This is a genomic window from Streptomyces panacea, assembly GCF_040560175.1.
GTDB classification, from domain to species: domain Bacteria; phylum Actinomycetota; class Actinomycetes; order Streptomycetales; family Streptomycetaceae; genus Streptomyces; species Streptomyces panacea.
Genome location: NZ_JARJHW010000105.1, coordinates 1 through 25,367, shown reverse-complemented (window position 1 = coordinate 25,367; position 25,367 = coordinate 1). Strand labels below are relative to the sequence as shown.

Here is a 25,367-nt window from a genome sequence, read left to right as displayed (position 1 = left end):
CCCCGCTCCCTGATCCAGCCTGATCCAAACGACAGACCCTAGGCACGGCGGCCGTCGGTCCTCGATCGCCGGGCAGGCCAACACCCGAGCGCCCCTTACCCGTTAGGACTGTAGGGATACGGTCCACGACGGGAAGCGCCATGATCGAGACAACGACTCTGGTGGACCAGAACTGCCACGGCGTGCTCCGTACGGAGCTGGGCCTCGCCACCTTCGAGGCCCAGCTCGGCAGGGCGGCGGGCCCGCCCGCCGCGGGCACCACCTTCTTCGACACCCAGACCGGATTCGCCGTTCGGCGCTGGTGCCCGCCGCTCCTCGGACTGGAGCCGCACACCTCGCCCGCCGGCTATCTCGCCCGGCGCCGGGAGCTGGGCGTCCTGGAGGCCGGGCGGCGGCTGTTGCGCGGCACCGGCGTCACCACCTATCTGGTCGACACCGGGCTGCCCGGCGATCTGACCGGCCCCGAGGAGATCGCGGCGGCCGGCGCCGCCGAGGCCCGCGAGATCGTACGGCTCGAACTCCTCGCCCAGCAGGTGGCCGACACCTCGGGCACCGTCGGCTCGCTGCTCACCAACCTCGCCCACGCCGTGCACGCGGCGGCCGGGTCCGCCGCCGCCTTTGTCTCCGTGACGGCCCCGCGCCACGCCGCAGCGCCGGCGTCCGAGCCGCCGGGACCCGGCGAGGTGCGCGCCGCCGCCGGACGCTGGCTCGCCCGGCGGCGGGTGGGCGGCCGGCTCACCGACCCCGTACTGCTGCGGCATCTGCTGTGGACCGCCGTCGCCACCGGGCTGCCGCTCCAACTGCACGCGGGCCCCGGCGAGGGGTGCCGGGGCGCCTGCTCCGACGGCGGCCAGGCGCAGATCGCGGGCTTCGCGGCGGCCACGGCCGGGCTCGGCACCGACCTGGTGCTGCTGTACGGCCGGCCGTACCACCGGCACGCCGCGCGGCTCGCCGGTGCCTTCCCGCACGTGTACGTCGATCTCGGCCCGGCCCTCGCGCACACCGGGGCCCGCGCGGCGGACGTACTGGCGGAGGTGCTGGAGCTGGCGCCGTTCGGGAAGCTGCTCTACTCCAGCGGCGCGCGCGGGCTGCCCGAACTCCACGTGGTGGGCGCGAGGGTCTTCCGGCAGGCGCTGACGCGGGTGCTCGGCGGCTGGGCGGCGGACGGTTCGTGGGCGGTCGCCGACGCGCGGCGCGTCGCGGAGATGATCGCCTCGGGCAACGCCCGCAGGGTCTACGGCCTGGACGGGACATGACGACCTGTCAGACCCGGGCCGGTCCACGAAGGTCCGCCGGACAGGGCCCGGCCGGGGCGGCTCAGGCCGTGGACAGCGCAGGGTCGACCGGATCAGCCTGCGCCGGGATCTCCGGGTCCGCCACGGGCCGCTCGCGCAGGCTCAGCGCGAGCCGCAGCACCGCGATCCAGGTCAGCGCGGAGCCGAGCATATGGACGCCGACCAGGAACTCGGGCACGTCGGTGAAGAACTGGACGTAGCCCACACCGCCCTGCGCGAGCAGCACGATCAGCAGGTCGCGCGCCCGCGCGCGGGTGTCGTCCGGGGCGTCCACGACACGCAGCACCAGCCACATCGCGATCGCCAGCGCGCAGACCAGCCAGGCCGCCGCCGCGTGCACGTGTGCCGCGTCGATCCAGTTCCACGGCATGCGCGGCACCTCGCTGCTGTCACCCGCGTGCTTGCCGGAGCCGGTCACCGACGTTCCCAGGGCGACCAGCAGGACCGTGGTGACGATCAGCGCCCAGGACAGCTTCCGTACGGGACGGGGGACCCGCGGCCGGGGCGTCGAGTCGCCCTCACGGGTGCGCTGCCAGACGAGCACGGTGACGGTGAGCAGGGCATTGGCGAGCAGGAAGTGGACGGCCACCGTCCAGGGGTTGAGCTTCATGTGGACCGTGATGCCGCCCATGACGGCGTTCACCACCACCAGCCAGAACATGCTCCAGGCGAGCCGGGTGAGGCCGCGCCGCCGGGGCTTGACCGACCGGGCCGCGACGATCGCCCAGCCGACGGCGGCCGACAGGACGTACGTCAGCATCCGGTTGCCGAACTCGATCGCGCCGTGCAGACCCTGCTCGGGGGTCGCGAAGAGGCTGTCGTCCGTGCACTTCGGCCAGGTGTCGCAGCCGAGCCCCGAGCCCGTGAGCCGGACGGCGCCGCCGGTGACGATGATGACGACGGTCATCACGACGGCGGAGAGCGCGGCGCGCCGGAGGATTCGGGGGGAGGGCGTCCAGCGCTGGGCGATGTAGTCGAGGGGGTTCCACACGGCAACCATGGTAGGCGGGCGTTTGTGAACGCAGTCACGAGGGGGTGGTCAAGGGCGAGGTGGTCAAGGGCGCCCGGTGGCCCGGCGCCGGCGCAGGGTGATGTCTTCGAGCTTCGCCTCGAAGGTGTCGTCCTGATAGGCGGAGGACGTCATGGGCGCCGGGAGGCGGAACGAGGTGCCGTCGTGGCGTGTGACCCTGATCCACTTGTCGTAGCGGACCTCGCTGCCTCCACCGACTCGGTGAACGCCGATGTCCGCGATGTCGTGCCAGTGGGCTGAGTGCCGTCCCACGGGTCGCCGGACGCGTATGCCCGTTTCATCGACGCGGGTGACACCGAGAGCGTTGTTGGCGAGATAGGGAATGAACGTGATGAGCGCCAGGCCGAGCCAGGACAGGGCTCCGGGGCTGCCGAAGATGAACACGCCCACCGACACCAGGCCCCAGACGGTGAAGACGCCGCAGAAACAGAGGACGAATCGGCTCTGGGCGGGCCGGTACTCGACGGGGGTCATGCCGGCAGTCCAAGAAGCACGGCTCTCTACTCCCAGCGGAAGAGACGGGCCGCAGCCCCGAGCCCGAGCACCGCCCAGACAGTGAGCACCCCGAGGTCGTCCCAGGGCAACCCCGCACCGTGCTGGAGCACGTCCCGCAGCCCCTCGGAGAGGGCCGAGATCGGCAGCAGACCGAGCAGCGTCCGCGCCACCTCGGGGAACTTGTCCAGCGGTACGATCACGCCGCCGCCCACGAGCAGCAGCACGAACACCAGATTCGCCGCGGCCAGCGTCGCCTCGGCCTTGAGCGTGCCCGCCATCAGCAGCCCGAGCCCGGAGAACGCGGCCGTCCCGAGGACGAGCAGCAGGACCACGGCGAAGGGGTTGCCCTCCGGCGACCAGCCGAGCGCGAACGCGATGACCGTCAGCAGCACGATCTGGAGCACTTCGGTGACCAGGACGGAGAGCGTCTTGGCGCTCATCAGGGCCGGGCGCGGCAGAGGTGATGCGCCGAGCCGCTTGAGCACCCCGTAACGCCGCTCGAAGCCCGTCGCGATGGCCTGTCCGGTGAAGGCCGTCGACATCACGGCCAGCGCGAGGACGCCGGGGGCCAGGAAGTCGACCGACGCGCCCGAGCCCGTGTCGATGATGTCGACCGTCGAGAACACCACCAGCAGCAGACTCGGGATGATCACGGTCAGCAGCAGTTGCTCACCGTTGCGCAGCAGCATCTTCGTCTCGAAGGCCGTCTGTGCGGCGATCATCCGCGACAGCGGCGCCGCGCCCGGGGCGGGTGTGTAGGTGCCGGCGCCCGTCCGCGCACCCGTACCCATCTCCGTATCGGTGCTCATGAACGCAGCTCCTTGCCGGTCAGTTCGAGGAAGACGTCCTCCAGCGTGTGCCGCTCGACGGAGATCCTGTCCGGCATCACCCCGTGCTGCGCGCACCAGGACGTCACCGTCGCGAGCAGCTGCGGGTCGATCGTGCCGCCGATCCGGTAGGCGCCCGGCGTCAGCTCGGCGGCGGCCGACCCGTCGGGCAGCGCCTTGAGGAGCGAGCCGACGTCGAGCCCGGGACGGCCGGTGAAGCGCAGGGTGTTTTCGGCGCCGCCCCGGCACAGCTCCTCGGTGGTGCCGTGCGCCACGACCCGGCCGGCGTCGACGATGGCGACGTCGTCGGCCAGCTCCTCCGCCTCGTCCATGAAGTGTGTGGTGAGCACCGTGGTCACGCCGTCGGCGCGCAGTTCACGCACCAGGTCCCAGGTGGAGCGGCGGGCCTGCGGGTCGAGCCCCGCGGTCGGTTCGTCCAGGAACACCAGCTCGGGCCGGCCGACGACCGCCATGGCGAGCGAGAGCCGCTGCTGCTGGCCGCCGGAGAGCCGTCGGTAGGCCGTACGGCCGCAGCCGCCGAGCCCGAGACGCTCGATCAGCGCGGTCACGTCCAGCGGATTCGCGTGCAGTGCGGCCATGTGGCGCAGCATCTCCTCCGCGCGGGCGCCCGAGTAGACGCCGCCGGACTGGAGCATCACGCCGATCCGGGGGCGCAGCCGTGCCGCGTCGGCCACGGGATCGAGTCCGAGGACGCGTACGGTGCCCTCGTCCGGCCTGCGATAGCCCTCGCAGGTCTCGATCGTGGTGGTCTTGCCGGCTCCGTTGGGGCCGAGGAGCGCGGACACCGTGCCCGCCCGGAACGCCAGATCGAGGCCGTTCACGGCGGTCTTGGCCCCGTACCGCTTGACCAGGCCCCGGATCTGGACCACCGGCTCTCCGACGACGCTGCGCATGCCGTGAGTCTAGGCAGCGGCCGTGGGGGCTCCGGGTCCGGGGGCGGGCAAACCCCTCGTTCGTGCGGTCGGTCCCCGGGCTTATTAGGTGACCCTAAGTGACGAACGGCACGACTCGTCGTTCCGGACGGCTGTTGTCACTCGCGAAGGAATTACGCAACAATGGCGTTGTGAAATACGTGGGCGAGGCTCCGCAGGAGGAACTCGCGACCGGTGAGCGTTCCACACGCAACCGGGTCGCGCGCTCCATCCTGGACCACGGCCCGTCCACCGTCTCCGACCTCGCGGGCCGGCTGAAGCTCACCCAGGCCGCCGTCCGCCGCCATCTCGACGCGCTGGCCGCCGACGCCGTCGTGGAGCCGCGCGACCAGCGAGTCTACGGCTCACGCGGGCGAGGCAGGCCCGCCAAGGTGTTCGCCCTCACCGACTGCGGCAGGGACGCCTTCGACCAGTCGTACGACAAGCTCGCCGCCGACGCCATCGACTGGATCGCCCGCGGCGCGGGCGGCGGCGCCCAGGGCGACGCGGCGGTCACCGCCTTCGCGCGTGGCCGGATCGCCACCCAGGCGGGGGCGTACCGGGAAGCCGTCGAGTCGGCCGCGCCCGAGAAGCGCACGGAGGCGCTGGCCAGGGCCCTGAGTGCCGACGGGTACGCTGCTACGGCTCGTAGCGCACCGAACCAGCAGGGCGAGCAGCTCTGCCAGCACCACTGCCCGGTGGCCCACGTGGCCGAGAAGTATCCGCAGTTGTGCGAGGCGGAGACGGAATTCTTCTCCGAGCTGCTCGGGACCCATGTGCAACGGCTGGCGACCATCGCCCACGGCGACGGGGTGTGCACCACGTTCATCCCCCACGGCGCCGGGCACGGAGCACCACCGGGCACGCCGCAGGGCGCCGCCCCACAGACCGACAGACCGAAGATCAGCCAGCAGACCGATCATCACGCATCCGAAAGCACGGCCGGGAGGAACCCCGCATGACGCTCCCCACGGAGACCGCCCATCCTGAGCTCGACGGCCTGGGCAAGTACGAATACGGCTGGGCCGACTCCGACACGGCCGGTGCCACCGCGAAGCGGGGTCTCTCCGAAGACGTCGTCCGCGACATCTCGTCGAAGAAGAACGAGCCGGAGTGGATGCTGAAGCTCCGTCTCAAGGGCCTGAAGCTCTTCGGCAAGAAGCCGATGCCGAGCTGGGGCTCCGACCTGTCGGGCATCGACTTCGACAACATCAAGTACTTCGTCCGGTCGACGGAGAAGCAGGCGGAGTCCTGGGAGGACCTGCCCGAGGACATCAAGAACACCTACGACAGGCTCGGCATCCCCGAGGCGGAGAAGCAGCGCCTCGTCGCCGGTGTCGCGGCCCAGTACGAGTCCGAGGTCGTCTACCACCAGATCCGTGAGGACCTGGAGGAGCAGGGCGTCATCTTCAAGGACACGGACACCGCCCTCCGGGAGAACCCGGAGCTGTTCCAGGAGTACTTCGGCACGGTCATCCCGGTCGGCGACAACAAGTTCGCCTCGCTGAACTCGGCCGTGTGGTCCGGCGGTTCGTTCATCTACGTGCCGAAGGGCGTGCACGTCGAGATCCCGCTCCAGGCCTACTTCCGTATCAACACGGAGAACATGGGCCAGTTCGAGCGAACGCTGATCATCGTCGACGAGGACGCCTACGTCCACTACGTCGAGGGCTGTACGGCGCCGATCTACTCCTCGGACTCGCTGCACAGCGCCGTGGTCGAGATCATCGTCAAGAAGGGTGGCCGCTGCCGTTACACGACCATCCAGAACTGGTCGAACAACGTCTACAACCTCGTTACCAAGCGTGCCGTGGCCTACGAGGGCGCGACCATGGAATGGGTCGACGGCAACATCGGCTCCAAGGTCACCATGAAGTACCCGGCCGTCTATCTGATGGGCGAGCACGCCAAGGGCGAGACCCTGTCCATCGCCTTCGCGGGCGAGGGCCAGCACCAGGACGCCGGCGCCAAGATGGTCCACATGGCCCCGAACACCTCGTCGAACATCGTCTCCAAGTCGGTGGCGCGAGGCGGCGGCCGTACCTCCTACCGAGGTCTCATCGAGATCGGTGAGGGCGCGCCCGGATCCAAGTCCAACGTGCTCTGCGACGCGCTGCTGGTCGACACCATCTCGCGCTCCGACACCTATCCGTACGTGGACGTCCGCGAGGACGACGTGTCGATGGGGCACGAGGCGACGGTCTCCAAGGTTTCCGAGGACCAGCTCTTCTACCTGATGAGCCGCGGAATGACCGAGTTCGAGGCCATGGCGATGATCGTGCGCGGCTTCGTGGAGCCGATCGCCAAGGAACTGCCCATGGAGTACGCCCTGGAGCTCAACCGGCTCATCGAGCTCCAGATGGAAGGCTCCGTCGGCTGACCCTGCCCCCAGCGGCAGTTCTCCGCGGCAGCGACCGATTCCCCAAGAGGCAGAGAGAGAGCACGACGACAGCCATGGCTGAGGCTCAGAACATTCCGGTGGGTTCCACCACCGCCGGTTCGATCGCGGTGGCCGCCGAGTCGACCGTCGCCACGCGCATGAGCGCGCCGCCGTCCTACGACGTCGCGGACTTCCCCGTTCCGCACGGCCGCGAGGAGGAGTGGCGGTTCACGCCGCTGGAGCGGCTGCGCGGTCTCCAGGACGGAACGGCCGTCGCCGACGGCCTCATCCGTACGGAGGTGTACACCCCCGCGGGTGTCACTCAGGAGACCGTCGGTCGCGACGACCCGCGCGTGGGCAAGGCCGGTACGCCGGTGGACCGGGTGGCCGCCCAGGCGTACACCTCGTTCGAGAAGGCGTCGGTCGTCTCCGTTCCCAAGGAGACGGTGCTCACCGAGCCGATCCGGATCACCGTGCACGGCCAGGGCGGCACCGCCTTCGTGCACCAGGTGGTCGAGGTGGGCGCCTTCGCCGAGGCGGTCGTGGTCATCGACCACACCGGTGACGCGGTGGTCGCCGCCAACGTCGACTTCCTCGTCGGCGACGGAGCCAAGCTCACCGTCGTCTCCGTGCAGGACTGGGACGCCAAGGCCGTCCACGTCGCCCAGCACAACGCGCTGATCGGCAGGGACGGCTCGTTCAAGTCGATCGTGGTGACCTTCGGCGGCGACGTCGTACGGCTCCACCCGCGCGTGGCGTACGCGGGCCCCGGCGGTGAGGCCGAGCTGTTCGGGCTCTACTTCACCGACAAGGGCCAGCACCAGGAGCACCGGCTCCTGGTCGACCACAACGCGCCGCACTGCAAGTCCAACGCCGTCTACAAGGGCGCGCTCCAGGGCGACGACGCGCACGCCGTCTGGATCGGTGACGTGGTCATCCGCGCCGCCGCCGAGGGCACCGACACCTACGAGATGAACCGGAACCTGGTCCTCACGGACGGCGCCCGGGTCGACTCCGTACCGAACCTGGAGATCGAGACCGGCGAGATCGCCGGCGCCGGTCACGCCTCGGCCACCGGCCGGTTCGACGACGAGCAGCTCTTCTACCTGATGTCGCGCGGCATCCCGCAGATCGAGGCCCGCCGCCTCGTCATCCGCGGTTTCTTCGCCGAGCTGGTCCAGCAGATCGGACTGCCGGACGTCGAGGAGCGCCTGATCGCCAAGATCGAGGCGGAGCTGGAGGCATCGGTCTGATGGCCTTCGTCCGAGCGTGTGGACTGACCGAGCTGGAGGACGGCACCCCCAAGCGGGTCGAACTCGACGGCATACCGGTCTCCGTCATCCGTACCGAGGGCGAGGTGTTCGCGATCAACGACATCTGCTCGCACGCGAACGTCTCCCTCTCGGAGGGCGAGGTCGAGGACTGCTCGATCGAGTGCTGGCTGCACGGCTCCAGCTTCGACCTGCGGACCGGCAAGCCGAACGGCCTTCCCGCGACGCGCCCCGTCCCCGTATACCCCGTACAGATCCAAGGGGACGATGTGCTCGTCTCCGTCACCCAGGAGTCCTGAGTCCATGGCAACCCTTGAAATCAACGACCTGCACGTCACTGTCGAGGCGGAGGGCGGTGCCCGCGAGATCCTCAAGGGCGTCGACCTGACCGTCAAGCAGGGCGAGACGCACGCCATCATGGGCCCCAACGGCTCCGGCAAGTCGACCCTCGCGTACTCCATCGCGGGCCACCCCAAGTACACGATCACCGGTGGCACCGTGACGCTGGACGGCGAGGACGTCCTGGAGATGACCGTCGACGAGCGCGCCCGCGCCGGGCTCTTCCTCGCGATGCAGTACCCCGTGGAGGTCCCCGGAGTCTCGGTCTCCAACTTCCTGCGCACCTCCGCCACCGCCATGCGCGGCGAGGCACCCAAGCTGCGCACGTGGGTGAAGGAGGTCAGGAGCGCGATGGAGCAGCTCCACATGGACCCGGCGTTCGCGGAGCGCAACGTCAACGAGGGCTTCTCCGGCGGCGAGAAGAAGCGCCACGAGATCCTTCAGCTCGAACTGCTCAAGCCCAAGGTCGCGATCCTCGACGAGACGGACTCCGGTCTGGACGTCGACGCGCTGCGGGTCGTCTCCGAGGGCGTCAACCGCGTCCGGGAGAGCGGAGAGGTCGGCACGCTGCTGATCACGCACTACACGCGGATCCTCCGCTACATCAAGCCCGACTTCGTGCATGTCTTCGCACAGGGCCGTATCGCCGAGTCCGGCGGCGCGGAACTCGCGGACAAGCTGGAGAACGAGGGCTACGAGGCGTACGTGAAGGGTGGCGTATCCGCGTGACACAGCCGTCAGGCCTCCTCACCGGGTCTCAGCGACTCCTCGACGAGGCGGTCCGTAAGGACTTTCCCCTGCTGGACCGGCTGGTCCACGACGGGAAGAAGATCGTGTACCTGGACAACGCGGCGACATCGCAGAAACCGCGCCAGGTCCTCGACGCCCTCAACGAGTACTACGAGCAGCACAACGCCAACGTGCACCGCGGCGTCCATGTGCTCGCCGAGGAGGCCACGGCGCTCTACGAGGGCGCGCGCGACAAGGTCGCCGCCTTCATCAACGCGCCGAGCCGCGACGAGGTGATCTTCACCAAGAACGCCTCCGAGTCGCTCAACCTCGTGGCGAACATGCTGGGCTGGGCCGACGAGCCCTACCGCGTGGACCACGAGACCGAGATCGTCATCACGGAGATGGAGCACCACTCCAACATCGTGCCGTGGCAGCTGCTCTCGCAGCGCACCGGAGCGAAGCTGAAGTGGTTCGGTCTCACCGACGACGGCCGGCTCGACCTGTCGAACATCAACGAGATCATCACCGAGAAGACGAAGATCGTCTCCTTCGTGCTGATCTCGAACATCCTGGGCACGGTCAACCCCGTCGAGGCGATCGTCCGCCGCGCCCAGGAGGTCGGCGCGCTGGTACTGATCGACGCCTCGCAGGCGGCCCCGCACGTCGCGGTCGACGTGCAGGCGCTCCAGGCCGACTTCGTGGCCTTCACGGGCCACAAGATGTGCGGCCCGACCGGTATCGGCGTCCTGTGGGGCCGCCAGGAGCTGCTGGAGGACCTTCCGCCGTTCCTCGGCGGCGGCGAGATGATCGAGACCGTGTCGATGCACTCCTCGACGTACGCCCCCGCCCCGCACAAGTTCGAGGCGGGTACGCCCCCGATCGCCCAGGCCGTCGGCCTCGGCGCGGCCGTGGACTATCTGAGCGCGATCGGCATGGACAAGATCGCCGCGCACGAGCACGCCATCACCGAGTACGCGGTGAAGCGGCTGCTCGACGTCCCCTCCTTGAGGATCATCGGCCCGGCCACGGCCGAGGAGCGCGGCGCCACGATCTCCTTCACACTCGGAGACATCCACCCGCACGACGTGGGCCAGGTGCTGGACGAGCAGGGCATCGCCGTCCGGGTCGGTCACCACTGCGCACGGCCGGTCTGCCTGCGGTACGGAATTCCGGCGACCACGCGGGCGTCGTTCTATCTGTACTCCACGCAGTCCGAGGTCGACGCCCTGGTCGACGGACTGGAGCACGTCCGTAATTTCTTCGGATGAGGGATTGACCGGTGAAGCTGGATTCCATGTACCAGGAAGTCATCCTGGATCACTACAAGCACCCCCACGGGCGCGGTCTGCGGGACGGCGACGCCGAGGTGCACCACGTCAATCCGACGTGCGGTGACGAGATCACGCTCCGCGTGAAGTACGACGGCTCCCGCATCGTGGACGTGTCGTACGAGGGTCAGGGCTGCTCCATCAGCCAGGCCAGCGCGTCCGTGCTGAACGACCTGCTCGTCGGCAAGGAGCTGGCGGACGCGCAGAAGATCCAGAGCACGTTCCTGGAGCTGATGCAGTCCAAGGGCAAGATCGAGCCCGACGACGCGATGGAGGAGGTGCTGGAGGACGCCGTGGCGTTCGCCGGCGTCTCCAAGTACCCCGCCCGTGTGAAGTGCGCGCTGCTGAGCTGGATGGCGTGGAAGGACGCGACGGCCCAGGCACTGGGCGACCCCGCGCATAAGGAGACGGCATGAGCGAGAACGAGACCGTGATGATGAAGCCGGCCTCCGAGGAGGAGGTCCGCGAGGCGCTGTACGACGTCGTCGACCCCGAGCTGGGGATCGACGTCGTCAATCTGGGCCTGATCTACGGCGTCCACATCGACGAGTCCAACGTCGCCACCCTCGACATGACGCTGACGTCGGCGGCCTGTCCGCTGACCGACGTGATCGAGGACCAGGCGAAGTCGGCGACGGAGGGCATCGTCAACGAGCTGAAGATCAACTGGGTCTGGATGCCGCCGTGGGGTCCGGACAAGATCACGGACGACGGCCGCGAGCAGCTGCGCGCGCTGGGCTTCAACGTCTGAGGCGCTGACCGGCGGACCTGTGTGAGCGGGCCCCGCGATCCTGGTGATCGTGGGGCCCGCTCACGTACGCGTGCGTGGGTCAGGGCGAGCCGGGCGGCATCGGTGGTCCGGGCGTCGCGGCCGAGATCAGCGCCGGCGCCAGATCCTCCCTACGGATGCGCTGGTCGATGTAGAGAAGGTTGAGCACCAGCTGGGGGAAGGTCGTCGAGAAGACCTGGCTGATCAGCTGGCCCACCAGGATCAGGACCAGATAGCCGCTCACGGCGACGAAGATCTCGCCCATGGTCGGCTCGTAGCTGAACTCCTCCGAGCTGAAGGTGCTGGGGAACGCCCCCACCACATTGAGCACCTGCTGGAGCACCAGGCCCGCGACCGAGGCGATCACGAAGGCCAGCAGCGAGATGCCGCAGAGGCGCCACCAGGAGCCGCGGACCAGCGCGGCCGAGCGGCGCAGCGCGGCGACGGGGCCCCGCGACTCGATGACGACGACCGCCGGGGCGAGGCTGAACAGCACCCACAGCCAGATCGCCAGCGGCCCGAGGACCAGACTGCCCACGAAGCCCAGGAAGATGAGCCAGGCGGCCGGGTCCACGCTGTCCGTGGCGACGAACGTGATGATCGTGGAGACCACTCCGGTGATGAACAGCAGTACCGGGACCAGGACGATCAGCCCCGTGAGGAAGACCGTTCCGATCACGGCGGGCACTCGCGACAGCGCCCGCAGCAGCGTCGTACCGACCCTGACCGGCCTGCCGAGCACCGCCTCCTGGACGATCAGCGGGCAGCAGGCCTGCATCACCGCGGTGGCCAGCAGCAGCGCCGCCATCAGCACGATCCACAGGCAGACGAAGGCGATGATCAGGGGCTGTACGTCGGCCCACGCGGGTGAGGAGCGGCCCGGGGTGTCGAGGACGGCCGACAACTGGTCGCCGACGGTGGCGTACGTGACGGCCAGGGCCCCGGCGCTCACCAGGAACGCGGCGCCGTACACCATCAGTGCGATGCCGAACAGCTGACCCCAGTAGCGGCCCAGCGTCGAGAACGCGCCGCCGAGTATCTCGCCCAGAGTGAGCGGGCTCAGGGGTATCACGCCGGGCTTCGGCCCTCGCGGGCGCGACCAGCCGCCCCAGCCGGGCGGGGGGCCGCTTCCGTACGGGGGCGGCGCGCCTCCGTACGGGGGCTGACCGCCGTACGGCGGTTGATTCCCGTACGGCGGTTGGTTTCCGTACGGAGGTTGATTCCCGTACGGAGGTTGATTCCCGTAGGGCGGCGGACCGCCGCCGCCGTACGGTCCGTAACCGCCCGGCGGCCCGCTGTTCCGGCCGCCGCCCCACCCCGCGTCCTGCGTCACTGCTCTGCTCCGATGTGTATCGCCGACTCCGGCCGGGACACCGTAGCCGGTGGTGCTCCGCCCATGAATTCCGCCATCCTGTGTACGCGCGTACGCATCTCATGCGTACACTCGTACACATGGGATTGGGATACGCATTGCTCGCCGTCGCGATCGTGGCGGAGGTGGCCGGCACGACGGCCATGAAATACAGCGAGGGCTTCACCCGGCTCTGGCCCTCACTGGGCGCCGTGGCCGGTTACGTGGTGGCCTTCGCGCTGCTCGCCCAGACGCTCAAGACCCTCTCCGTGGGCACCGCCTACGCGATCTGGGCGGGCGTCGGCACCGCAGCCGTCGCCGCCATCGGCATGGTCTTCCTCAGCGAGGCGGCCACCCCGGCCAAGCTCGCCGGCATCGCGCTCGTCATCGGCGGCGTCGTACTCCTCAATCTCGGCGGGGCCCACTGATGGCGCGGCGCTACGACCCCGAGCGGCGGCAGCGGATCATCGACGCGGCGATCCGGGTGGTCGGGAGCGCCGGGATCGCGGGGCTCAGCCACCGCACCGTCGCCGCCGAGGCCGATGTGCCGCTCGGCTCCACCACGTACCACTTCGCCTCGCTGGACGAGCTGCTGGTGGCCGCGCTGCGGCAGGCCAACGAGGGCTTCGCCACCGCCGTCAGGGAGAGCGGCGCCCTCGCCGACCCGGAGTGCGACATCGCGGACGAGCTGGCCCGGATCACCGGCCGGTGGCTGGCGGCGGACCCCACGAGCGTCGAGCTGGAGTACGAGCTCTACCTCGCCGCCCTGCGCCGCCCCGCGCTGCGGCCGGTGGCCGCCGAGTGGTGCGTCGGGGTCACGACGATCCTCGCCGACCGCGTCGACCCGGTCACCGCCCGCGCGCTGGTCGCGCTGCTCGACGGCATCTGTCTCCACGTACTGCTCACCGGCAGCGAGTACGACGTCGGCTACACGCGCGAGATGCTGGGCCGGATCCTCGCGGCGGGCTCGACGGGGCAGGGAGCGGTCCCGGTAGATTGACCGGATGACCAACCCGCCCGCCAGGTCAGTGCCGGAGCACGCGCCGGAGTCCGCGCCGGAGGCCGTGACCGCCATCGGCCCCGAGATCACCTACGCGGAGTGCCGCCAGTGCGGCACACTCATCGCCGGGCTGGACGGCCGCTACAGCTGCGGAGTCTGCGGCTGGGTGAACCACCACTCCGAGGGACACCGGCTCCTGCCGCGCGCCGAGGACGACACCGGCCGCGAGCCGGGCACCCCGTACAACAACGACAACCGGCTCGGCTGAACCACCCCGGCAGGATCGACGCGGGCCCGTCGGCCCCGCGTGAACCCGTCGCGGCGCATCGGGAGGCGGCGTTCCTGAGCGGCCCGGGGTCGCGCGAGTCGGAGGAGTGGGCCGCGCCCTTGAGCCACCGGCTCCAGGCGCTCACGCGTGCGCCCGGGACGGACCTCGTGCTCGTACGCCGGGACCGGTTGGCCTCGGCGTACGGGCGCCCGTTAGGTTTCGCTCATGACCGACTCGACTGCTACTCGTACCACCGGCGCCGTCGCCGCCGGGCTCGCCACCCTCACCGAGGACGGCACCGTCCTCGACACCTGGTACCCCGCCCCCACGCTCAGCGACGAGCCCGGCCCCGCCGGCACCGAGCGGCTGACCGCCGACCGCGCGGCCGAACTGCTCGGTGACGCCGCGCGGAAGGCCGTCGGACCCGACGCGCGCCGCGGGGTCGAGGTCGTCGCCGTCCGTACGGTCATCGCCTCGCTCGACGACAAGCCGCTGGACGCGCACGACGCCTACCTGCGCCTGCACCTGCTCAGCCACCGCCTGGTGAAGCCGCACGGCCAGAGCCTCGACGGCCTCTTCGGTCTGCTCGCCAACGTCGCCTGGACCTCGCTCGGCCCCGTCGCCGTGGACGCGTTGGAGACCGTTCGCCTGAACGCCCGCGCGGAGGGCCTGCACCTCCAGGTCACCTCGGTCGACAAGTTCCCGCGTATGACGGACTACGTCGCTCCCAAGGGCGTCCGGATCGGCGACGCCGACCGTGTCCGGCTCGGCGCGCATCTCGCCGAGGGCACCACCGTGATGCACGAGGGCTTCGTCAACTTCAACGCGGGCACCCTCGGTACCTCCATGGTCGAGGGCCGGATCTCGGCCGGCGTCGTCGTGGGCGACGGCTCGGACATCGGCGGCGGGGCCTCCACCATGGGCACCCTCTCCGGCGGTGGCACCGAGCGCATCGTGATCGGTGAGCGCTGCCTCATCGGCGCGGAGGCGGGTGTCGGTATCCCGCTGGGCGACGAGTGCGTCGTCGAGGCGGGTCTCTACATCACGGCGGGTACGCGCGTGACGCTGCCCGACGGGGAGATCGTCAAGGCGCGTGGGCTGTCCGGCGCGTCGAACATCCTCTTCCGCCGCAACTCGGTCACCGGCAAGGTCGAGGCCCGCCCGAACAACGCGGTCTGGGGCGGCCTGAACGACGTTCTGCACAGCAACAACTGACGACGCGTCAACGCGTACACCAAGGGGGACGGGGATCCGATGACGAGGCGACACCGCCATGCCGCGCTGCTCGCGGGGGCGTTCGTCCTGCTGCTGACGGCGGCGGGATGTTCGGACGTGAAGGGCGAGATCGACGCGGAGCGGGGTGGTGGTGGCGCTCCGTCCGGGCTCGTGTCCCCCGACCCGATCTCGCCCTCCTACCAGCAGTACGGATCCCCGTCACCGTCCCCGTCCGAGACCGAGGCGTCCGGCTGCCCGGCGTCCGGCCTCGACGTCGTGATCGACGGCGAGAACGCGGCCATGGGCGTACGCGTGATCACCGTCAAGCTCTGGAACTGCGGCGACAAGCCGTACCGGGTCAAGGGCTACCCGGGCATCGAACTCCTCGACGAGGACCGCGAGCCGATCGATGTGTCGATCACCCGCGGGAAGGACCGCCCCCGGCAGCTGACCCTGGCACCCAACGGCACCGCGCGCACCCATCTCCAGTGGAACAACCGCGTCACCTCCTTCGACGGAGCGCCCACCCCGGGCGCCCACGTCCGCGTCACGCCCGCCCCCGGCGAGGAGCCGATCTCCCTGCCCCTCGTCGTCGACCTCGGCACGGGCAGTCTCCTCGACGTGACCGCCTGGGCGGCCGATCCTGTCAGTGGCCGGTGATGCAATGGGTCCCATGAACACCGAACGTCCCGATCCCGTCGACCTCGACGCGCTGCGCGCCGCCTTCCCGCCCGAGATCCGCAGACCCCCGTTGGGCTGGGACGCCGTGCACGCCTTCGAGCGGGAGCAGGGAGTGGTGCTGCCGGAGCCGTATCGCACGCTGGTCGCCGAGATATGCGACGGCAGCGGTGAGGGTCCCGCCGATGTCGACGGGCTGATCCCGCTGGAGTGCCTGCCGGCGGACTGGGGCGCCGACGACGGGCAGCGCGCCCCCGCGAAGGCGTTCCCGCTGACCGAGGAATGGGTCTGGGAGGACGACCCCCGGCCGTACGAGGAGATAGAGCCGCTGATCGACGAGGTCGGCAACGACGGCAGCATCGTGCTGGGCACGGACGGCTGCGGGCTCTACTGGCACCTGGTCGTCACCGGCGCGCAGCGCGGCCGGATATGGGCCGTCAGCGACGTGGGCGCCGCGCCCTTCGAGGAGGAGCCCGGCTTCGCCGGCTGGGTGGCGCGGTGGGCGAAGACGCGTTGACCGTGCGTTGACGCGTTGACTTCAACCGCACTTGATATCTGAGCATGGTGAGTGACGCCGCGCCACGGGGGTGCGGCGACGAGGAGGGATCACCATGTCCGTGCGGGTCGCCACAGTTCCCGAGATCACCCGTCCCGGTGTGGGTGTCGTCAAGGTCAGCACCTGGCGGGTCGGTACGCCGGAACGGCAGCGCGCGGCGGTCGACGCGATCGGTGCGGCATGGCGGAGCCGCGACTGGCCGGACGGCGGCCTCCTCTCGTACAGCGTCCTGGTCGGCGAGGACGGCCGGACACTGCTCCACTACTCGCAGTGGCGCGACGAGGCGGCCTACCAGGACTTCTTCCGTACGGGACGGGACGGGCGCAACGCGGAGATCGACGCGGCCGTGCCGGGGATCGAACGGGTGGGGATCGGCTCGTACGAGCTGTACCGCGGCGGGGAGCCGGCCGAGGGGGACACCCGTGTGCCCGGCTGCGTGGTGATCGTGGACGTCGAGTTCGACGGACCGGACCCCGCGCGCCAGCGGGAGTGGACGGACACCGTCTTCGCGGCTCTCGACAACGATCCGTACGAGGGGTCGGCCGGGATCGCCGCGTACTTCCACACGAGCACGGACGGGACACGGGTGCTCAACTACGCCGAGTGGGAGAACGCGGAGGGCCATGTCGCGGCGCTCGACTCGCCCGGCGACGGCGTCGGTTCGAGCACGGAGCAGTGGGCGAAGGTGCGGAGCTTCCCGGGTCTCGCGGGCAGCACGGTGAACAGGTACACACCGGCGATCAGCCTCAGCGCCGGCACCGACGCGGACTTGGACGCGGACTCGGAAGGGGACTCGGAAGGGGACGCAGGCTGAGGAAGCGGTGGCCCGGCCGTATGTGGGGTACGGCCGGGCCACCGCCGTTCAGAGGCGGTTCAGGGGCGGTTCAGACCGGCGCGGGGCCGTTCACGGGCGGAAGCGCAGCACCTGCGGGTCGTGGTCGCTGTTCTGGTCGGCGAACTCGGCGTTGATGTGGACGCTGTCGTAGTCGAAGTCGTCGACCGCCGGGCTCGTCAGGATCTGGTCGAGAACCTGGCTGTTGCCCTGGTAGACGTACGAGTAACGCTCCGGCGCCGGCAGGGACTTGACCGCCGCGTACAGCGCGCCGTCGGCGGTGAGCGTCTTCGTGGTCGTGGAGAACTCGAAGTCGTTGATGTCACCGACCACCAGGACGTCGGCGCTCCGCTGGATCTTGAGAAGGTCCTTCACGAAGGTGTTGACGGCCTTCGCCTGGAGGTGCCGCTGCGCCTCCGAGATCCGGTTCGGCGGCTGGTGGTGCGAGACGATGCTCTCGTCGCCGCCCTTGGAGCCGAAGTGGTTGGCGATCACGACGACCGGCTTGCCGCGGAAGGTGAACTCACCGGCCAGCGGCTTGCGGCTGTTCTCCCAGGCGGCGTTCGCCGGGTCGATCCGGCCGGGGGAGAGGCTCAGAGCGGCCTTGCCGTCGGTCCGTACGGCCTCGGTCGCCGTCGTGGCGTCGCCGCCCGCGCGGTCGGTGAAGGAGACCCGCTCGGGGTTGAAGAGGAAGACCTGGCGGATGTTGCCGCCGGGCTCGCCGCCGTCGGTCTTGTTCTCGGGGTCGATGGTCCGCGCCTCGTACGCGGGGCCGCCGGCCGCGACGATCGCCGCCGTGAACTTGGCGATGGTGGCGTCGGCGGAGACGGTGCCGTCGTCCTTGGCGCCGTTGTTGTCCTGGATCTCCTCCAGCGCCAGGATGTCCGGCGACGCCAGATTGCGGACGACGGCGCCGGCGAGTGCGTCGAACTTCTCCTGCGGGTCGGACGGGTCGAGGTTCTCGACGTTGTACGTCGCCACGGCCAGCTCGTCGCGGCGCTGCGTACGGGTCGTCTCGGGCTTCGCGCCACCGCCGGTGACCTTGCCGAGCGTGCGGGCGGTCAGCGTGTAGCCGCCGTACTGGTTGAAGTCCAGCGGGCCTTCGGTGTCGCCCGACAGCACGTCGCCGACATCGGCCTTCGGGAACGGCTGCTCGGCGACCGGGGCCAGCTGCTGGATCTGGAGCCGGCCGGTGTTCTGGTCGTTGTAACCGCCGTAGACCGTGCCGCCGCGGCGGTTCTCGTTCTCGCTCGGCTTGACCGTCACCCACAGCTCGGAGAACGGGTCGGTGGCGCCGACCACGCGCGAGGTGCCGACGCGGACGTTCATGCCCTCCAGCGACTCGTAGTAGTCCAGCGCGTAGCTGCGGGGCTTCAGCTGAAGGCCGTTGATGCTGTTGCCGGTCGCGGCGGTGCCCTTCGGGGCGTACGCGGCCGGTACGGACTTGGCGGAGATGGTCACCGGCGCGGGGACCTTGTTGCCGGAGGAGACGACCGTGATCTTCGGCGACGAGATCTGCGTGAGGGACTGGTTCCCGGAGGTGGCGCCGCCGGGGATGTACTCGGTGACCGTGCCGGACACCTTGACCGAGTCGCCCACGGCGACCGTCGGAACGGCGTTGGTGAAGACGAAGATCCCCTCGCTCGTCGCCGCGTCCTTGTCGGGGTTCGGGTCCTGGAACCAGAAGCCCCGGGAGCCGTAGGTCCGTACACCGGTGACGATGCCGGGGACGTCGGCCACCGGGGTGCCCACGAGCGGCGATATCCGGCCACTGCCCTGGATCCCGTGGATCCTGATGTCTGCGGCCGAGGCCGAGGAGGATCCGGCGAGCAGACCGGCGGCGAGTGCGGCGGCGACAAGGGCGGAAACCGCGGCCGTTCTCGGTACGGATGAAGGCATTACGGGACTCCGGAAGTGAGGAAGGGCGGAGGAGGGGGGCGGCGTGGAGACGTAGTTCTACGCGCGTCAATCTCTTGCGTGGGCCCATGTGTTGTCAAGGGTGTCCGGGTGTACGCCCGTTGTCGGCCAAGTGAACCGGGTGGGATGGGGTGAAATACGTCTACGCTTGGGCGCCCTGAACCCCGTAAGGCGCAAGGAGAATCACCAGATGTCCGGAGACCGCCCCACTCTGCCGCCGGTGCGGCTGCCCTCGGACGCGGAACTGGCGCGGGACGCGCTCGCCGTACCGCTGCTCGCCAGGGCGGTGCGCCTCGCCCGCTGGACCGGGCCGGGGACACGCGTCGGCGCGGGCGGTGAACTCGTCGATGAGCAACTGCCCGCCGCGGCCGAGGTGCTGGGACTCGTCGGGACCGAGAGCCCGGAGCCGACGGAGAGCGACGAAGCGCTGGCGGCGCAGGCGCGGGCCGACGCCGAGGCCGAGGCGAGCGAGGCGTGGCGGGTGGCCGTGGACACGGGGCTGGTGGAGGTCGAGGACGCGCGGGAGGACGATGCGTCCGTCCCCGACTCCCGCTCCGGCTCCCGTCCCGACTCCCTCTCCCACGATGCCGACGGCACGGTGAGCGCCGGGGCCGCGCTCGAACTGATCACCTCCGGCAGCCCGCAGGACATCCTCTCCCTCTGGCTGGACGCCCTGGACGTCGTCTTCGCCGACGCGACGGCGCCCGTTCTGGAGGATCTGGCCGGGGCGATCGGCGACGACGGCGAGATCGACCTCGACGCGCTGGACTGGGACCCGGAGGTGGAGGCGGAGTTCCTGGAGGGCGTCCTCGGGAATCTGTATCTGCTCACTGTCGGAGAGGGCGGAACCGACCCCGTCCCCGTACCCCTGCCGGTCCTCGCCGCGTCGATGATCGTGCCCGACGACATGGGCGAGCCCACCGACGACGTCCTGGAGCAGGTGTCGGAGGCGATGATGCGGCTGGACGACCAGTTCGCGCTGCTGGAGCCGATCGGGCTCGTCACGTACGTGCCCGTGGACGAGGCCCTGATGGTCGAGGACTCCGAGGCCGGCTCCGACGCCGCACCGTCCGGCGACGACGAGGACGTGTCCCGCTACGGCGTCGTCACGCTGACCCCGCTCGGTCTGCACGGCATCAGGTCCCGGATGCGGGACGCGGGCGTCGAGGCGCCCGCGGTCGGCGACCTCGCCGAGAAGGGCGCTGACGCGCTGCTCGACGGCGTCGCCCACTTCCCGGAGCCGGCCGCCCGCGCCGAGACCGAACTCTGGCTGGCCCGCCGCGAGGCCGCCGCCGCGGCAGGCGAACTCCTCGTCGCCGCCAAGGGAACCGACCCGGGCGCCCCGCTGCGCCGGCTGCACTGTCAGCAGTCCCTCGCGCTCGTCGGTGTCGAGGCCGAGCCCGCGGTGCGCGAGATCCTGGACGACCCGGAGCTGGGCGGCCTCGCCCGCGTCTGGCTCGCCGAACTGGGGGCTGCCGACGTGCCGCCGCCGCCCGAGTCGATGATCTTCTGGCTGGCGATCGACACGATCGCGGCCCAACTCGACGCCGAGGGCGAGCCGGTGGAGCTCCAGGAGCTGGTGGAGGGCCTGGTCGGCCAGCACAGCGGCTTCTTCGACGCGGCCTGGAGGGTGGACCACCCGGCGACGGCGGACGTCCTGGAGGCGATGGGGCGCCTGCACCGGGACCGCAAGTCGGCGAAGGAGGCCCGCAAGGCGGCGTTCAAGGCGAGGTCGCGCAGCGCGGGTTGAGGGGGGAGGGGCGGCGCGCGCGGGCGGCCGGGTGCCCCGTTGCCGGCCCGCGCCGCACGGTGTCGGCCGCCGTCGCGCGTGAGCCGCCCCCGCGGGACCGGCGGGCGGCAGCCCCAGCGGTGCGCCCGCGGCGGGCGCGGTGAGCGGGTCCGGCCGGTGGCCGGGCGTCCTCAAGTGCGGGCCGACCGAGGTTTCTGTCCCCGGCGCCGGACACGCTCGTGTTGTGCGTCAAGCGCGGAACCGGTTCGTGTTCTGCCTTCATACGCCCGGACGGGCTCGTGCTGTCCTCAAGCGCCGGACCGGCTCGTGCTGTTCTCATGTGCCGGACCGGCTCGTACTGTCCTCATGCGCCGGACGGGCTGAAGGCGCGTCCGGCGCATGAGCCCGCTGAGGCGCGTGAGCCGTCGGACGTGTGCCCGGCGCTCCGGGCGGCGTCGGCCCTGGTGGAGCGCCCAACACACGTGTACGGTCCCGCGCCCGGCCGGGCGGTGCGTCAAGTCCGCAGATGCGAGGCGCCGTTGAGGTCCAGTACCGCGCCCGACGACCACTCCGCCTCCGGGGAGGCCAGCCACAGCACCGCCGCCGCGATCTCCTCCGCCGTTCCCGCCCGGCCGAACGGGCTCTGTGCCCGGATCGCGTCGCCCTCCGGGCCGGTGAGCCGGGCGGCCACCCGTTCCGTGGCGAAGAAGCCCGGAGCGACGGAGGCGACCGCGATGCCGTGTGGTGCGAGCGATACCGCGAGGGACTGGCCCAGTGCGTGCACCGCCGCCTTCGTGGCGCCGTACGCGGGGTGGTCCGGTTCGCCGCGGAAGGCGCCGCGTGAGCCGATGTTGACGATCCGGCCGCCCGTGCCGCGGTCGATCATCGACCGTGCCGCGCGGTGGCTGAGCAGCGCCGTGCCGAGGAGGTTCACCGAGAGGTGGCGCTGCCAACTCGCCGCCCAGTCCTCGTAGGAGGTGGTGGGCAGCGGATGGCGCTCGTTGACCGCCGCGTTGTTCACGAGCACGTCGATGCCGCCCAGCGCGTCCCGCGCCGCGTCCGCGATCCGGGCCGCGCCCTCGGGGTCCGACACGTCGCCGCCCACCAGCGCGTGGCCCGTGCCGTCGAGGGAATCCAGGGTGCGGCGCGCGTCCTGCTCACGGGTGCCGTAGTGGACGGCGACCCGGTCGCCGTTGGCGGCGAAGGCGCGGGAGACCGCGCGGCCCAGTCCTCGCGAGGCGCCGGTGACCAGCACCCGGCGGCCGGTCTGCGGGAAGTTCATGGAGAGGTCCCTTCGGGAGGTGTCGGCCGTCGAGGGCGTTGTACGCCCGTACCTCCGACGTACCGACCCGGTCGTACCAGCCCGACGCGTCGGGCGCGAGCTGGTCGATGATGCCAGGCAGCACCCAGTCGCGCAGCGGCGTGCCGTCGGCGAGCCGCAGGGCGGTGCAGGTGTCGTCGGCCGCGGTACCGGCCGGGAGCCGTGCCCGTACCGGTCGTGGCCCGTCCCCGTGACGCCGCTAAAACCCGTGGCAGCCCTTCGGCCCCTCTCCTAAAGTCATATCTGTCCAGGTGCGAAGGCGGGACCTACTTCCACTCTTAATGGGGCGGTCGCAGGTTCGAGTCCTGCCATCGGCTTTCGAGCCGGTGTAGCTCAGTTGGCAGAGCACCTTTGTCGGTTCCGCCGGCCTTGATCTCTGGACTTCTCAGTGAATTCGGGGGAATTCCCAATGACACGTTTCAACACCCATCTCTCCGTGGTCCGCGGCACCTCGCCCGTGCGGTCGACCGGCGTTCCTACCCGGACCCACCAGGGCGGCACCGGAAAAGCGCGCGACGCGAAGTCCGAGCTGTTTCTGCTCGCCGTCGCCAACTTCGTTTCCCAGCAGACCTTTTACGAGTCCGGGGACGATCGCGACAACCGCTTCGCCACCCTCGTACGCACGCTGGCCGTCGAGGATCCCTCGTGGACGGCCGGTCTGCTGAGCTGGCTGCGCCGTGATGGGAACATGCGGACCGCCGCCATTGTGGGCGCCGCCGAATACGTCAAGGCCCGTCTCGAACTGGGCGTACGCACGGGCCCGTCGAACCGTCAGGTCGTCGATTCCGTACTGCTGCGTGCCGACGAGCCCGGTGAAATGCTCGGTTACTGGACGTCCCGTTACGGACGCGCGATACCCAAACCCGTCAAGCGGGGAACGGCCGACGCGGTGCGGCGGCTCTACAGCGGAAAGTCGCTGTTGAAGTACGACACCGCGTCGAAGGGTTACCGCTTCGGGGACATCCTCAATCTCGTGCACGCCTCGCCCGACCCGGCCAAGGCGTGGCAGGGCGAGTTGTTCCGTTACGCCCTCGACCGCCGGCACCACCCCGACAGCGCCGTCCCGCCCGCGTCGAACCGCACTCTCGTCGCGCACCGGGCTCTGATGGAGCTGCCCGCCGCCGAGCGGCGCGCGGTGATCACGGCTCCCGGCGCCGCCGGGCGGCTGGCGGAGGCGGGCATGACCTGGGAGATGCTGGCGGGCTGGCTGCGGGGGCCGATGGACGCGGCGGCGTGGGAGGCCGTCATCCCGTCCATGGGGCCGATGGCGCTGCTGCGCAACCTGCGGAACTTCGACGAGGCCGGGGTGAGCGACGAGGTCGCGGCCCGGGTCGCCGCCGAGCTGTCGGACCCGGCGGTGGTCGCCCGGTCCCGGCAGTTCCCGTTCCGCTACCTCGCGGCGTACCAGCACGCGCCGTCGCTGCGCTGGTCCTACCCGCTGGAGCGGGCGCTCGGCCACTCGCTCGCCAATGTGCCCGCGCTGCCGGGGCGGACGCTGGTCCTCGTCGACCGCTCGGGCTCGATGTGGTCGCCGTTGTCGGACCGCTCGCGGCTCAACCGGGCCGACGCGGCGGCGATCTTCGGTACGGCGGTGGCGATGCGCGCCGCCGACGCCGATCTGGTCGAGTTCGGCTCGGGCAGCGGCAAGGTGACGTACGCCGGGGGCGAGTCCGTGCTGAAGGTCCTGGGGCGCTTCGGCAGCCTGGGGGGTACGGACACGGCGGGGGCGGTACGGGACCACTACCGGGGCCACGACCGGGTGCTGATCGTCACGGACGAGCAGGCGTCGTACAGCCACTACGGCGACCCGACCGAGCAGGTCCCGGACCGTGTTCCCGTCTACACCTGGAATCTGGCGGGGTACCGCGCCGGACACGGGCCCTCGGGCACATGGAACCGGCACACTTTCGGTGGTCTCTCCGACGCCGCGTTCCGCATGGTTCCGCTGCTGGAGGCGGGTCGGGACGCCGACTGGCCGTGGGCGGGCTGACCGCCGGAACAGGGCCCTGGAGAGGGCCCCGGAGAGGGCCGTGGGGGCACTGGGGAACGAGTGATCCCGCGGCCCGTCGGGGGTCGGGCATGGCGCGTCGGGGGCCGTTGGGCGCATACTCCAGGTAATGACAAAGTCAGCCGGTTCCCGGCGCCACCTGCCGTCCAGTCCCTTCAACCGCCAAGGCCCGGCCTCACCTCCGCCCGAGCACTTCGACGTGGGAGACCGTGTCTCCCATGATCAGTTCGGGTTGGGCAGAGTCATCGGAGTCGAGGGCGAGAACGCCGTGCTCATCGATTTCTCGGGCCGCCAGGGTCGGATCCTGAGCCCTTTCTCCAAACTGACCAAGCTCTGAAGACCCAGGCCCCCGGGCCGCCGCGATCCCCGTGACCGCGGCGGCCCGTAAAGGCATGTCCGGACCCGAAGCCGGGTCCGGAGCGGTGCTCAGAGGGACTTGGCCGCCGGCTTGACCATGCCGCGGACCGTGCGGGATTTCACGAACTCGCCGACGGCCGTCATCTCCCACTCGCCGGAGAACTGCTTGATCAGCTTGGCCATGATCACGCCGGTCTGCGGCTCGGCGCCCGTCAGATCGAAGCGGACGAGCTCCTCACCGGTCCGGGCGTCGAGCAGCCGGCAGTAGGCCTTCGCGACCTCGTTGAACTTCTGGCCGGTGAACGAGTTCACCGTGAAGACCAGTCCGGTGGCCTCGGCCGGCAGCCGGCCGAGGTCGACCACGATCGTCTCGTCGTCCCCGGCGCCCTCACCCGTGAGGTTGTCACCCGAGTGCTTGACCGAGCCGCCGAGGATGGACAGCTTGCCGAAGTAGCAGCTGTCCAGGTGGTTGCGATTCGGTCCGTAGGCGATCACGGAGGCGTCGAGGTCGATGTCCTTCCCGCGGAACGCGGGCTCCCAGCCGAGGCCCATCTTGACCTGGGACAGCAGCGGGGCGCCGCCCTTGACGAGCGACACCGTCTGGTTCTTCTGGAGGTTGACGCGGCCCTTGTCGAGATTGATCTTCCCGGCGCCCGCGGGAGCCGTCGGGGGAGCGGACGGCGGGACGGGGGCGGAGGGAGCGACCGGGGCCGCGATCCGGGGGCTGTCTCTTATAC

The 25,367-nt window shown here is 70.5% G+C and carries 27 protein-coding genes and 1 tRNA gene; 20 read left to right on the top strand and 8 right to left on the bottom strand.

Annotated features, from left to right (window positions below; translation table 11 throughout):
• Positions 1-140: 140 nt before the first annotated feature.
• A complete protein-coding gene (locus P3L51_RS23065) occupies positions 141-1,256 on the top strand; it encodes an amidohydrolase family protein (protein ID WP_354607193.1) in 1,116 nt (371 codons plus the stop codon).
• A gap of 61 nt (positions 1,257-1,317) precedes the next feature.
• Here the strand turns inward: P3L51_RS23065 and P3L51_RS23060 are convergent, their stop codons facing one another.
• Genes P3L51_RS23060 through P3L51_RS23045 form a run of 4 tightly spaced genes read right to left on the bottom strand, consistent with a single transcriptional unit; the run spans position 1,318 to position 4,561 of the window.
• A complete protein-coding gene (locus P3L51_RS23060; RefSeq protein WP_354607192.1) occupies positions 1,318-2,295 on the bottom strand; it encodes a COX15/CtaA family protein in 978 nt (325 codons plus the stop codon).
• Between the two features lie 54 nt (positions 2,296-2,349).
• On the bottom strand, positions 2,350-2,799 hold the full coding sequence (locus P3L51_RS23055) for a PH domain-containing protein (RefSeq protein WP_354607191.1): 450 nt from the start codon (positions 2,797-2,799) through the stop codon (positions 2,350-2,352).
• Positions 2,800-2,825: 26 nt separating this feature from the next.
• Positions 2,826-3,629, bottom strand: a complete 804-nt coding sequence (locus P3L51_RS23050; RefSeq protein ID WP_435594507.1) for an ABC transporter permease — start codon at positions 3,627-3,629, stop codon at positions 2,826-2,828.
• On the bottom strand, positions 3,626-4,561 hold the full coding sequence (locus P3L51_RS23045; RefSeq protein WP_354607190.1) for an ABC transporter ATP-binding protein: 936 nt from the start codon (positions 4,559-4,561) through the stop codon (positions 3,626-3,628). The genes P3L51_RS23050 and P3L51_RS23045 overlap by 4 nt, the downstream gene beginning before the upstream one ends.
• Positions 4,562-4,731: 170 nt before the next feature.
• Here P3L51_RS23045 and P3L51_RS23040 point away from each other — a divergent pair, with 170 nt between their 5' ends.
• The 8 genes from P3L51_RS23040 to P3L51_RS23005 all read left to right on the top strand — a co-directional run bounded on the left by P3L51_RS23040 (position 4,732) and on the right by P3L51_RS23005 (position 11,380).
• Positions 4,732-5,541 carry a helix-turn-helix transcriptional regulator gene (locus P3L51_RS23040; RefSeq protein ID WP_354607189.1) on the top strand — a complete coding sequence of 270 codons (810 nt, stop codon included), beginning with the start codon at positions 4,732-4,734 and terminating at the stop codon, positions 5,539-5,541.
• Positions 5,538-6,959 (top strand): Fe-S cluster assembly protein SufB, encoded by a 1,422-nt coding sequence (gene sufB, locus P3L51_RS23035; protein ID WP_354607188.1) that lies wholly within the window; start codon positions 5,538-5,540, stop codon positions 6,957-6,959. The genes P3L51_RS23040 and sufB overlap by 4 nt, the downstream gene beginning before the upstream one ends.
• A gap of 74 nt (positions 6,960-7,033) precedes the next feature.
• Complete coding sequence (gene sufD, locus P3L51_RS23030) at positions 7,034-8,212, top strand: Fe-S cluster assembly protein SufD (protein WP_354607187.1); 1,179 nt, start codon at positions 7,034-7,036, stop codon at positions 8,210-8,212.
• A complete protein-coding gene (locus P3L51_RS23025) occupies positions 8,212-8,529 on the top strand; it encodes a bifunctional 3-phenylpropionate/cinnamic acid dioxygenase ferredoxin subunit (protein WP_354607186.1) in 318 nt (105 codons plus the stop codon). Before sufD ends, P3L51_RS23025 begins: the two co-directional genes overlap by 1 nt.
• Positions 8,530-8,533: 4 nt before the next feature.
• On the top strand, positions 8,534-9,298 hold the full coding sequence (gene sufC, locus P3L51_RS23020) for a Fe-S cluster assembly ATPase SufC (RefSeq protein WP_354607185.1): 765 nt from the start codon (positions 8,534-8,536) through the stop codon (positions 9,296-9,298).
• Positions 9,295-10,569 carry a cysteine desulfurase gene (locus P3L51_RS23015; protein WP_354607184.1) on the top strand — a complete coding sequence of 425 codons (1,275 nt, stop codon included), beginning with the start codon at positions 9,295-9,297 and terminating at the stop codon, positions 10,567-10,569. Before sufC ends, P3L51_RS23015 begins: the two co-directional genes overlap by 4 nt.
• An 11-nt stretch (positions 10,570-10,580) precedes the next feature.
• The gene (gene sufU, locus P3L51_RS23010; RefSeq protein ID WP_354607183.1) at positions 10,581-11,045 is read left to right on the top strand and encodes a Fe-S cluster assembly sulfur transfer protein SufU; all 465 of its coding nucleotides are present in this window, start codon (positions 10,581-10,583) and stop codon (positions 11,043-11,045) included.
• The gene (locus tag P3L51_RS23005) at positions 11,042-11,380 is read left to right on the top strand and encodes a metal-sulfur cluster assembly factor (protein WP_023542537.1); all 339 of its coding nucleotides are present in this window, start codon (positions 11,042-11,044) and stop codon (positions 11,378-11,380) included. The genes sufU and P3L51_RS23005 overlap by 4 nt, the downstream gene beginning before the upstream one ends.
• A gap of 79 nt (positions 11,381-11,459) precedes the next feature.
• Here P3L51_RS23005 and P3L51_RS23000 read toward each other — a convergent pair whose 3' ends face one another.
• A complete protein-coding gene (locus P3L51_RS23000; protein WP_354607182.1) occupies positions 11,460-12,470 on the bottom strand; it encodes a DUF7847 domain-containing protein in 1,011 nt (336 codons plus the stop codon).
• A 380-nt stretch (positions 12,471-12,850) separates the two neighbouring features.
• Between P3L51_RS23000 and P3L51_RS22995 the strand changes: the two genes are divergently transcribed.
• The 7 genes from P3L51_RS22995 to P3L51_RS22965 all read left to right on the top strand — a co-directional run bounded on the left by P3L51_RS22995 (position 12,851) and on the right by P3L51_RS22965 (position 17,280).
• A complete protein-coding gene (locus tag P3L51_RS22995; protein ID WP_354607181.1) occupies positions 12,851-13,177 on the top strand; it encodes a DMT family transporter in 327 nt (108 codons plus the stop codon).
• Complete coding sequence (locus P3L51_RS22990) at positions 13,177-13,749, top strand: TetR/AcrR family transcriptional regulator (RefSeq protein ID WP_354607180.1); 573 nt, start codon at positions 13,177-13,179, stop codon at positions 13,747-13,749. The genes P3L51_RS22995 and P3L51_RS22990 overlap by 1 nt, the downstream gene beginning before the upstream one ends.
• 4 nt (positions 13,750-13,753) lie before the next feature.
• Positions 13,754-14,017 (top strand): hypothetical protein, encoded by a 264-nt coding sequence (locus P3L51_RS22985; protein WP_354607179.1) that lies wholly within the window; start codon positions 13,754-13,756, stop codon positions 14,015-14,017.
• Between the two features lie 225 nt (positions 14,018-14,242).
• The gene (dapD, locus tag P3L51_RS22980; protein ID WP_354607178.1) at positions 14,243-15,232 is read left to right on the top strand and encodes a 2,3,4,5-tetrahydropyridine-2,6-dicarboxylate N-succinyltransferase; all 990 of its coding nucleotides are present in this window, start codon (positions 14,243-14,245) and stop codon (positions 15,230-15,232) included.
• 39 nt (positions 15,233-15,271) lie between these two features.
• Positions 15,272-15,892 carry a DUF4232 domain-containing protein gene (locus P3L51_RS22975; protein ID WP_354607177.1) on the top strand — a complete coding sequence of 207 codons (621 nt, stop codon included), beginning with the start codon at positions 15,272-15,274 and terminating at the stop codon, positions 15,890-15,892.
• A 13-nt stretch (positions 15,893-15,905) separates the two neighbouring features.
• Positions 15,906-16,427, top strand: coding sequence for an SMI1/KNR4 family protein (locus P3L51_RS22970; RefSeq protein WP_354607176.1), 522 nt, complete (start codon positions 15,906-15,908; stop codon positions 16,425-16,427).
• A 94-nt stretch (positions 16,428-16,521) separates the two neighbouring features.
• Positions 16,522-17,280: an antibiotic biosynthesis monooxygenase gene (locus P3L51_RS22965; RefSeq protein ID WP_354607175.1), complete on the top strand. Its 759-nt coding sequence runs from the start codon at positions 16,522-16,524 to the stop codon at positions 17,278-17,280.
• Positions 17,281-17,370: 90 nt separating this feature from the next.
• Here P3L51_RS22965 and P3L51_RS22960 read toward each other — a convergent pair whose 3' ends face one another.
• A complete protein-coding gene (locus P3L51_RS22960; RefSeq protein WP_354607174.1) occupies positions 17,371-19,197 on the bottom strand; it encodes a DUF8508 domain-containing protein in 1,827 nt (608 codons plus the stop codon).
• A gap of 208 nt (positions 19,198-19,405) precedes the next feature.
• Between P3L51_RS22960 and P3L51_RS22955 the strand changes: the two genes are divergently transcribed.
• The gene (locus tag P3L51_RS22955) at positions 19,406-20,965 is read left to right on the top strand and encodes a hypothetical protein (protein WP_354607173.1); all 1,560 of its coding nucleotides are present in this window, start codon (positions 19,406-19,408) and stop codon (positions 20,963-20,965) included.
• Between the two features lie 493 nt (positions 20,966-21,458).
• On the opposite strand, the gene P3L51_RS22950 is transcribed toward P3L51_RS22955, so the two are convergent.
• Positions 21,459-22,226 carry an SDR family NAD(P)-dependent oxidoreductase gene (locus tag P3L51_RS22950; RefSeq protein ID WP_354607172.1) on the bottom strand — a complete coding sequence of 256 codons (768 nt, stop codon included), beginning with the start codon at positions 22,224-22,226 and terminating at the stop codon, positions 21,459-21,461.
• Positions 22,227-22,509: 283 nt separating this feature from the next.
• Between P3L51_RS22950 and P3L51_RS22945 the strand changes: the two genes are divergently transcribed.
• From P3L51_RS22945 to P3L51_RS22935, 3 genes are all read left to right on the top strand, one after another.
• Positions 22,510-22,579: transfer RNA gene (locus P3L51_RS22945), tRNA-Lys, on the top strand.
• A gap of 95 nt (positions 22,580-22,674) precedes the next feature.
• A complete protein-coding gene (locus P3L51_RS22940; RefSeq protein ID WP_354607171.1) occupies positions 22,675-24,255 on the top strand; it encodes a TROVE domain-containing protein in 1,581 nt (526 codons plus the stop codon).
• 127 nt (positions 24,256-24,382) lie between these two features.
• Positions 24,383-24,610: a hypothetical protein gene (locus tag P3L51_RS22935; protein WP_037784015.1), complete on the top strand. Its 228-nt coding sequence runs from the start codon at positions 24,383-24,385 to the stop codon at positions 24,608-24,610.
• Positions 24,611-24,699: 89 nt separating this feature from the next.
• Here P3L51_RS22935 and P3L51_RS22930 read toward each other — a convergent pair.
• Positions 24,700-25,367 (bottom strand): TerD family protein (locus P3L51_RS22930; RefSeq protein WP_354607170.1); only part of this gene is annotated, 668 nt, incomplete at its 5' end.

Excerpts from the sequence above, each read along its gene's own strand:
- P3L51_RS22955 (WP_354607173.1), top strand. The coding sequence starts at position 19,406 with ATGTCCGGAGACCGCCCCACTCTGCCGCCGGTGCGGCTGCCCTCGGAC.
- P3L51_RS23005 (WP_023542537.1), top strand. The coding sequence starts at position 11,042 with ATGAGCGAGAACGAGACCGTGATGATGAAGCCGGCCTCCGAGGAGGAG.
- P3L51_RS23045 (WP_354607190.1), bottom strand. The coding sequence starts at position 4,561 with ATGCGCAGCGTCGTCGGAGAGCCGGTGGTCCAGATCCGGGGCCTGGTC.
- P3L51_RS22995 (WP_354607181.1), top strand. The coding sequence starts at position 12,851 with ATGGGATTGGGATACGCATTGCTCGCCGTCGCGATCGTGGCGGAGGTG.
- sufC (WP_354607185.1), top strand. The coding sequence starts at position 8,534 with ATGGCAACCCTTGAAATCAACGACCTGCACGTCACTGTCGAGGCGGAG.
- P3L51_RS22985 (WP_354607179.1), top strand. The coding sequence starts at position 13,754 with ATGACCAACCCGCCCGCCAGGTCAGTGCCGGAGCACGCGCCGGAGTCC.
- P3L51_RS23060 (WP_354607192.1), bottom strand. The coding sequence starts at position 2,295 with ATGGTTGCCGTGTGGAACCCCCTCGACTACATCGCCCAGCGCTGGACG.
- P3L51_RS22965 (WP_354607175.1), top strand. The coding sequence starts at position 16,522 with ATGTCCGTGCGGGTCGCCACAGTTCCCGAGATCACCCGTCCCGGTGTG.
- sufB (WP_354607188.1), top strand. The coding sequence starts at position 5,538 with ATGACGCTCCCCACGGAGACCGCCCATCCTGAGCTCGACGGCCTGGGC.
- P3L51_RS23065 (WP_354607193.1), top strand. The coding sequence starts at position 141 with ATGATCGAGACAACGACTCTGGTGGACCAGAACTGCCACGGCGTGCTC.
- P3L51_RS22990 (WP_354607180.1), top strand. The coding sequence starts at position 13,177 with ATGGCGCGGCGCTACGACCCCGAGCGGCGGCAGCGGATCATCGACGCG.
- P3L51_RS22970 (WP_354607176.1), top strand. The coding sequence starts at position 15,906 with ATGAACACCGAACGTCCCGATCCCGTCGACCTCGACGCGCTGCGCGCC.
- sufD (WP_354607187.1), top strand. The coding sequence starts at position 7,034 with ATGGCTGAGGCTCAGAACATTCCGGTGGGTTCCACCACCGCCGGTTCG.
- P3L51_RS22960 (WP_354607174.1), bottom strand. The coding sequence starts at position 19,197 with ATGCCTTCATCCGTACCGAGAACGGCCGCGGTTTCCGCCCTTGTCGCC.
- P3L51_RS22935 (WP_037784015.1), top strand. The coding sequence starts at position 24,383 with ATGACAAAGTCAGCCGGTTCCCGGCGCCACCTGCCGTCCAGTCCCTTC.
- P3L51_RS22950 (WP_354607172.1), bottom strand. The coding sequence starts at position 22,226 with ATGAACTTCCCGCAGACCGGCCGCCGGGTGCTGGTCACCGGCGCCTCG.
- P3L51_RS23055 (WP_354607191.1), bottom strand. The coding sequence starts at position 2,799 with ATGACCCCCGTCGAGTACCGGCCCGCCCAGAGCCGATTCGTCCTCTGT.
- P3L51_RS23025 (WP_354607186.1), top strand. The coding sequence starts at position 8,212 with ATGGCCTTCGTCCGAGCGTGTGGACTGACCGAGCTGGAGGACGGCACC.
- dapD (WP_354607178.1), top strand. The coding sequence starts at position 14,243 with ATGACCGACTCGACTGCTACTCGTACCACCGGCGCCGTCGCCGCCGGG.
- P3L51_RS23050 (WP_435594507.1), bottom strand. The coding sequence starts at position 3,629 with ATGAGCACCGATACGGAGATGGGTACGGGTGCGCGGACGGGCGCCGGC.
- P3L51_RS22940 (WP_354607171.1), top strand. The coding sequence starts at position 22,675 with ATGACACGTTTCAACACCCATCTCTCCGTGGTCCGCGGCACCTCGCCC.
- P3L51_RS22975 (WP_354607177.1), top strand. The coding sequence starts at position 15,272 with ATGACGAGGCGACACCGCCATGCCGCGCTGCTCGCGGGGGCGTTCGTC.